The 7,380-nt window shown below is 73.1% G+C and carries 4 protein-coding genes; 1 reads left to right on the top strand and 3 read right to left on the bottom strand.

Annotated elements, in window-relative coordinates:
- The first annotated feature begins 192 nt into the window (after positions 1-192).
- Positions 193-894: a hypothetical protein gene (locus HW445_RS13295; RefSeq protein ID WP_180221231.1), complete on the top strand. Its 702-nt coding sequence runs from the start codon at positions 193-195 to the stop codon at positions 892-894.
- 130 nt (positions 895-1,024) lie between these two features.
- Here HW445_RS13295 and HW445_RS13290 read toward each other — a convergent pair whose 3' ends face one another.
- The 3 genes from HW445_RS13290 to HW445_RS13280 are packed head-to-tail and all read right to left on the bottom strand — an operon-like array spanning position 1,025 to position 7,379.
- On the bottom strand, positions 1,025-2,176 hold the full coding sequence (locus HW445_RS13290; protein ID WP_180221230.1) for a hypothetical protein: 1,152 nt from the start codon (positions 2,174-2,176) through the stop codon (positions 1,025-1,027).
- Positions 2,163-3,632 carry a nitrate reductase subunit beta gene (gene narH, locus HW445_RS13285; RefSeq protein WP_180221229.1) on the bottom strand — a complete coding sequence of 490 codons (1,470 nt, stop codon included), beginning with the start codon at positions 3,630-3,632 and terminating at the stop codon, positions 2,163-2,165. The genes HW445_RS13290 and narH overlap by 14 nt, the downstream gene beginning before the upstream one ends.
- Positions 3,633-3,680: 48 nt before the next feature.
- Positions 3,681-7,379, bottom strand: a complete 3,699-nt coding sequence (locus HW445_RS13280) for a nitrate reductase subunit alpha (RefSeq protein WP_180221228.1) — start codon at positions 7,377-7,379, stop codon at positions 3,681-3,683.
- Position 7,380 lies beyond the last annotated feature (1 nt).

Genomic DNA, 7,380 nt, shown 5'->3' with positions numbered 1-7,380 from the left:
CCTCGCCCGCGCACGCGGAGCGGGCCGAGCGGCTCCGCGAGGAGGCCGCCGTGCTGCTGCGCCACCTGGACCACCCCCGCACCGCGAAGGACGACGCAACCGCGGTCCCCGCGGATCCGGGGAACCGCTGAACGACCGCTGTTCGTCCCCCCGTTCGAGGCGAGGAACCGGCCACAGGTTCACGGGGGCGCCATGCAGATCGTCGAAATCACCGCCATCGCCGCACGGTCGGCCGTGATCACGATGCGGCACGCACGGACACCACTCGTGTTCGTGTTCTTCCCGATGCTGCACGTGGCGTCGCCGGCCTTCTACACGGAGGTGCGCCGCAGACTCGCGGCATGCGACCTGGTGGTGCTGGAGGGGGTCCGGGGCGGGTCGGCCTCCTTGAACGCGCTGACGCTCGCCTACCGGTTCGCGCCGCTGCGGCGCCGCAACGGCCTCGTCGAGCAGACGGACGAGCGGGTGCTTCCCGAGGGCGTCCCCGTGCTGCGCCCCGACGCGACCTCGGCCGAGGTGGTCGCGGACCTGAAGGCCGTGTCGCGGTGGAGGTACTGGGCGTTCACGGCCGCGGCGCCGCTCCTGGGCCTGGTGTTCGCGCTGCGCGGGCCGCGCGTCCTCCTCGACCGGGACCTGGAAGTCGACGATCTGCCCCTGACGGCACGGGCCGAGGCCCTGGCCGACGATCCCGCGCTCCACGCCCTGACCGACCGGCGGGACCGGCTGCTGCTGGAGGCGCTCGGGAAGATCCACGCCGAGCGGCGTCACGAGGCGCTGCGCGTCGCCGTGGTCTACGGGGCGGCGCACGTCCCGGCCGTGGTCACCGGGCTGTGGGACAGGTACGGGTACCGGGCGCGCGAGGCGGAGTGGGTCACGGCGATCGTCTTCGACTGAACGGCGGCGTCGACGGAACCGGTGGTACCGGCGACATCGCCGCAACCGGCGGAACCGGGGACATCGCCGCAACCGGCGGAACCGACTCCGTCGACGGACGCGGCCGGACGCCGGAACCGGCCGGGCGCGTTCACCCGCCCCCGGCGCGTTCCTGCCGCCGGTACCGGTCGAGGACGTCCTGGCGGAGCAGGTGGCCGAAGCCGGCGTTCTCCAGCCGCAGTCCCAGCTGGGACTCGGTGACGCCGAGGGCCGCCGCGGTGCGGGCCAGGTGCCAGTCGTGGTCGGCGAGGCGGCTGAGGAGGTGGCCGCGGCGGACCTGGCTCTCCGACAGCCGGAACGTCTTCAGGTAGACGACCCTGCCCTCCCCGTCGGTGACGGTCTCGCCGATGTGGTTCTCCCGCCGGGGACGGAACGCGGGCAGGAAGCGGGACAGCGTGAAGCGCCCCAGCCGGTGGACCGTCCGCCAGGTGTACGTCTCCTCCAGCAGCGCGGCGGCCATCGTCCCGTCGTGGAACTCGGCCCAGGCGGCCTCCTGTTCGGCGGCGGCCGCCCGCAGACCGGCCAGGTCGTGGATCCCGGCGTCCGGGACACGGGCCCGGAAATCGGGCACCGGCGGCATCAACAGGGCGTAGTGGTGGACGAGTTCGCCGTACAGGTCCTCCACCAGCGTCGGGTGCAGCGCGCGGTAGTCGTCGGGGTGCGGGACCGCGAACGCGGCCGCCAGGGTGTCGGCGACGTACAGCAGGAGGCCGCACTGGCCGGGGTGGATCTCGAAGACGCGCAGCGCGTCCGCGAGTCCGGACACCCGCGCGCCCGTGTACGCCTGCTCCACGCGGGGCGAAAGGCCCCGGCGGACGGCCCGCCGGGACCACTCCTCCCAGGCGATGGCGGGGCCGCCGAAGTGCAGCGCCAGATATCCCTCCAGCGCCAGGTGCAGCGGCAGGAACCGCAGGCGCTCCTTGGTCTCCCGGCGGGCCATGCGGCGGTGGACGCGCAGGGGCATCACGTCGGCGGGCGCGCAGTCGCCACCGGCGGACAGCCGGGTGCCGTAGGCGGCGGCCGGGGAGCCGTCACGGGTCCAGGTGGCGACGAAACCGTGCGGCACGTACGAGAAGTAGGCGCCGCCCCGCCCGAGGTCCACCAGGCCGGCGGCGTCGCCGTACAGCCGCGCGCTCAGCCGGAGATCCCCGACGGGCTCGTCCCGCACGAGCGGCACCAGACGGACGGCGCCCCAGACCTGCGCGGGACGGGTGCGCAGGCCGGTCAGGTCAAGTGCGGTCATCGTGTCGGCCTCCGGCCGCTCCGCCCGCGGTGAGCGTGGCCGCGCGGGCGTCGAGGTAGGCGGTCAGCTCGGCCAGGCCGGTGCGGCCCTCCGCGAACTGGGCGAGCTCCACCAGGGCGGGCAGGTCCTCGGCGTCGCGGGCGGTCAGCCCGACCGGCTCCAGCAGGGCGGGATCGCCGTCGCCGCCCAGGGCCCGGCCGCGCATGAAGGAGCGCAGGGCGGTCAGCTTCATCAGCACCCCGGCGACCACGTCGGCGTCCCCGGCGGTGAACAGGCCGGCCAGGTACTCCAGCGGGATCCGCAGCCGGGTGACGGCCGCGAAGACGTGGTCGGGGTTCTCCGCCTCGCCGCCCGCCTGCCCGACGGCGTCCAGCACGGGGGAGAGCGGCGGCACGTACCAGACCATGGGCAGCGTCCGGTACTCCGGGTGCAGCGGCAGCGCCACCCGGTGGCGGACCACCAGCTCGTACACCGGGGAGCGGCGGGCGGCCTCCAGCCAGTCCTCGGGGATGCCCGACTCCCGGGCCGCCGCCGCGACCTCGGGGTCGCGCGGGTCGAGGAAGACCCCGCGCTGCGCGTCCAGCAGGTCCTTCTCGTCGGGCGTCGCCGCGGCCTCACCCACCCGGTCCGCGTCGTACAGCAGCAGGCCCAGGTACCGGAGCCGGCCCACGCAGGTCTCGGAGCACACGGTGGGCCGGCCGGCCTCGACGCGGGGGAAGCAGAACGTGCACTTCTCCGCCTTGCCGGTGGCGTGGTTGACGTACACCTTCTTGTACGGGCAGGAGGTGACGCACATCCGCCAGCCCCGGCAGCGGTCCTGGTCGACCAGGACGATGCCGTCCTCCACCCGCTTGTACATCGCCCCCGACGGGCAGGCCGAGACGCAGGCCGGGTTGAGGCAGTGCTCGCACAGCCGGGGCAGGTGGAACATGAAGGTCTGCTCGAACTCGAACCGCACCTTCTCGGCGAGCCCGCCCGTCAGGTTCGGGTCACCGGCGGCGTGTTCGGCCGCACCGCCGAGGTCGTCCTCCCAGTTGGCGCCCCAGGTGATCGCCGTGGGCTCGCCGGTGAGCACCGAGCGGGGCCGGGCCACCGGCACATGCTGCCCGGCGGGGGCGCTCACCAGGTTGTCGTAGTCGTAGGTGACCGGCTCGTAGTAGTCGTCGATGGCCGGCAGGTCCGGATTGGAGAACAGCGACAGCAGCCGCCGTACCCGCCCCCCGGACCGCAGCACCAGCCGGCCGCGCCGGTCCAGGGCCCAGCCGCCCTTCCACCGCTCCTGGTCCTCGTAGCGGCGGGGGTAGCCGATGCCGGGCTTGGTCTCGACGTTGTTGAACCAGGCGTACTCGACCCCGGTGCGGTTGGTCCAGGTCTGCTTGCAGGTGACCGAACAGGTGTGACACCCGATGCACTTGTCCAGGTTCATCACCATGGCGATCTGTGCCATCACGCGCATGTCAGGTTCTCCGGCATCTCGGGTTCTCCGGCCGGGTTCTCCGGCATCTCAGTACTCCACCGGCGTGCTGCGCCTGCGGACGACGGTGACCTCGTCGCGCTGGTTGCCCGTGGGGCCGTAGTAGTTGAAGGCGTAGGTGAACTGGGCGTAGCCGCCCGCCAGATGGGTGGGCTTGAGCAGGAGCCGGGTCAGCGAGTTGTGGATGCCGCCCCGCCTGCCGCCGACCTCGGTCCTCGGCACGTTCACCGTGCGGTCCTTGGCGTGGTACATGTACACGGTCCCCTCGGGCATCCGGTGGGAGACCACCGCCCGGGCCGCCACCACGCCGTTGCGGTTGTAGGCCTCGATCCAGTCGTTGTCCTTCACGCCGATCCGCGCGGCGTCCCGGGTGGACATCCAGATGACCGGGCCGCCCCGGGAGAGTGCCAGCATGTAGGCGTTGTCCTGGTACTCGGAGTGGATGGACCACTTCGAGTGCGGTGTCAGGTAGCGGACCGTGACCTCCGCCGCGCCGTCGCGCAGGTGCTCGTCGCCGTAGTGGCGGCGGGCGTCCAGCGGCGGGCGGTAGACGGGCAGTTGCTCGCCCAGCTCGGTCATCCAGTCGTGGTCGACGAAGAAGTGCTGGCGGCCGGTGAGGGTGTGCCAGGGCTTGCGGTGCTCGACGTTGATCACGAAGGGTGAGTAGCGCCGCCCGCCGGTCTCGCTGCCCGACCACTCGTAGGAGGTCATCACCGCCCGCGGCTGGACCCGGGTGTCGGCGAAGGTGATCCGCTCCGCCTCCCGTTCCGCGGCCAGTTCCACCAGCCCCTTCGCGCCGGTCTGCCGCTCAAGCTCCCGGAAACCCTCGGTGGCCAGGCGGCCGTTGGTGGTGCCGGACAGGGCGAGGATCGCCTCGCACATGTCGGAGGCCGTGGCCAGCGAGGGCCGGCCGGCCGCCACGCCGTCCCGGACGGTGCCCAGACGGCGCCGCAGGTCCTCGATCTCCCGGTCGGGACGGACCGTCACGCCCTTGGTGGTGGTGCCCAGGGTGTCCAGCAGCGGGCCCACCGCGCGCATCTTCTCGGCGACGGCCCCGAAGTCCCGCTCCACCGTGACCAGCCTGGGCATGGTGCGGCCGGGCACCGGGTCGCACTCGCCCGCCTTCCAGTCGCGCACCACCCCGCCCGGCTGGGCCAGTTCGTCCGGGGTGTCGTGCAGCAGCGGCACCGCGACGACGTCGGTCCGCCTGCCCAGACGGTCCTTCGCCAGCTCGGAGAACCGGTCGGCGATGGTGAGGAAGGCGTCGTAGTCGGTGCGGGCCTGCCACGGCGGGCTGATCGCGGGGGTGAAGGCGTGCACGAACGGGTGCATGTCCGTGCTGGACAGGTCGTCCTTCTCGTACCAGGTCGCGGCCGGCAGCACCACGTCGGCGAACAGACCGGTGGAGGTCATCCGGAAGTCCATGGCGACCAGCAGGTCGAGCTTGCCCTCCGGCGCCTCCTCGCGCCACACCACCTCCTCGGGCCGCAGCTCCGGCGGGGTCTCCTCGCTGCGGACGGCGCTGTCCGCGCCGAGCAGGTGGCGCAGGAAGTACTCGTTGCCCTTGCCGGAGGAGCCGAGCAGGTTGGCCCGCCAGACGGTCAGCACCCGGGGGAAGTTGGCCGGGTCGTCGGGGTCCTCCACGGCGAACCGCAGCTCGCCGGAGGCCAGTTGCCCGACGACGTGGTCGGCGACCGGTGTTCCCGCCGCCGCGGCCTCGTCGGCGAGGTCCAGCGGGTTGCGGTTGAACCCCGGGTGGCCGGGCGTCCAGCCGAGCCGCACCGCCTGGGCGAGACAGTCGGCGAACCCCTTGCCCCGGAACCGGCCCGCACCGGTGGGCGAGGCCAGCTCGTCCGGTCCGAACGCCTCGTAGCGCCACTGGTCGGTGTTGAGGTACCAGTAGGAGGTGCCCGCCATGTGCCGCGTGGGACGCTGCCAGTCGAAGGCGAAGGCCAGGTGCTGCAGGCCGGTGACCGGACGGATCTTCTCCTGCCCGACGTAGTGCGCCCAGCCGCCCCCGTTGACACCCTGGCATCCGGTCATGGTCGTCAGGGCCAGGAACGCACGGTAGATGGTGTCGGAATGGAACCAGTGGTTGGTGCCCGCGCCCATGGCGATCATCGAACGACCCCGGGTGCGCTCGGCGTTGCGGGCGAACTCCCGGGCGATCCGGGCGGCCTGCTCGGCCGGCACCGAGGTGATCGTCTCCTGCCAGGCCGGGGTGTACGGCCGGGAGGCGTCCTCGTAGGAGGACGGCCAGTCCCCGGGCAGCCCGGGCCGCGAGACGCCGTACTGGGCGAGGAGCAGGTCGAAGACGGTGGTGACCGTCCGGCCGCCGATCCGGCGGACCGGAACCCCGCGGACCATGGTCGAGCCGCCCTCGGTGGCGCCCTCGTCGAACCGGGGAAGCACCACCTCGACGGTCTCCACGCCGCCGCCCGCGCCGTCCCCGCCGCCCGCACCGCCCGGGCCGCCCGCGCCGTCCGCGTCGTCCAGCAAGGAGAGCCGGGGCTCCACCCCCTGGAGGTCCAGGTTCCAGCGGCCGGGCCGCTCCTTGTCCCAGCGGTGCCCCAACGACCCCGCCGGGACGACCGGTTCGCCGGTCGCGTCATCCACCAGGACGGTCTTGAAGGCGGCGTTCTCCTCCCGACCGCCCTGCCCCAGGTCCTCGGCGGTCAGGAACCGGTCGGGCACCAGCCCCGCCCCGTGTTCCCGCAGCGTCACCAGGAACGGGGCGTCGGTGCAGGTGCGCAGGTAGTCGCGGAAGTAGGGGACCCGCCGGTCGACGAGGAACTCGCGGAGGACGACGTGGCCCATCGCCATCGCCAGCGCCCCGTCGGTACCGGGGTGCGGGGCCAGCCACTCGTCGGCGTGCTTCACGTTGTCCGCGTAGTCCGGGCTGACCGCGACGACCTTGGTGCCGTTGTACCGGGTCTCGGTGAGGAAGTGCGCGTCCGGCGTGCGGGTGACGGGGATGTTGGAGCCCCACATCACCAGGTAGCCGGCGTTCCACCAGTCGGCGGCCTCCGGCACGTCCGTCTGGTCGCCGAACACCTGCGGCGAGGCGATCGGCAGGTCCGCGTACCAGTCGTAGAAGGAGAGCAGGGTGCCGCCGATCAGCGACAGGAAACGGGCCCCCGCCGCGAAGGAGGCCATCGACATCGCCGGGATCGGGGAGAAGCCCGCCACCCGGTCCGGGCCGTACCGCTGGATCGTGTGCACGTGGGCGGCGGCGACCAGCTCCGACACCTCGTTCCAGTCGGCCCGCACCAGGCCGCCCTTGCCGCGCGCCCGCTTGTACGCGCGGGCCTTCGCCGGATCGCCGGTGATCTCCGCCCAGGCCGCCACCGGATCCCCCAGCCTGCGGCGGGCCTCCCGCCACAGCTTCAGCAACTCGCCGCGCACGTAGGGATAGCGGACCCGGCTGGGGGAGTAGGTGTACCAGGAGAACGACGCCCCCCGGGGACAGCCGCGCGGCTCGTACTCCGGGCAGTCGGCGCCGATCGACGGGTAGTCGGTGGCCTGGTGCTCCCAGGTGATCAGCCCGTCCTTCACGTACACCATCCAGGAACACGACCCGGTGCAGTTCACCCCGTGGGTGGAGCGCACCACCCTGTCGTGGGCCCAGCGTTCGCGGTACGGGCCGTCGCCCCCGCCGGCGCCCTCCTCGAACACGGCCCGTCCGTCGGCCGACGTCTCGCGGCGCGTCAGCAGCCGGCGCCCGGCCAGG

Origin of the sequence: Streptomyces sp. UH6 (genome assembly GCF_013421635.1) — a bacterium.
In the GTDB taxonomy this organism is placed as follows: Bacteria; Actinomycetota; Actinomycetes; order Streptomycetales; family Streptomycetaceae; genus Streptomyces; species Streptomyces abyssomicinicus.
Note: the sequence above shows the minus strand (reverse complement) of the source record. Positions and strands in the feature narration are given on the sequence as shown.

Bases quoted from the DNA above. Each gene is read 5' to 3' on its own strand.
- HW445_RS13295 (WP_180221231.1), top strand. From the start codon at position 193: ATGCAGATCGTCGAAATCACCGCCATCGCCGCACGGTCGGCCGTGATC.
- HW445_RS13290 (WP_180221230.1), bottom strand. From the start codon at position 2,176: ATGACCGCACTTGACCTGACCGGCCTGCGCACCCGTCCCGCGCAGGTC.
- narH (WP_180221229.1), bottom strand. From the start codon at position 3,632: ATGCGCGTGATGGCACAGATCGCCATGGTGATGAACCTGGACAAGTGC.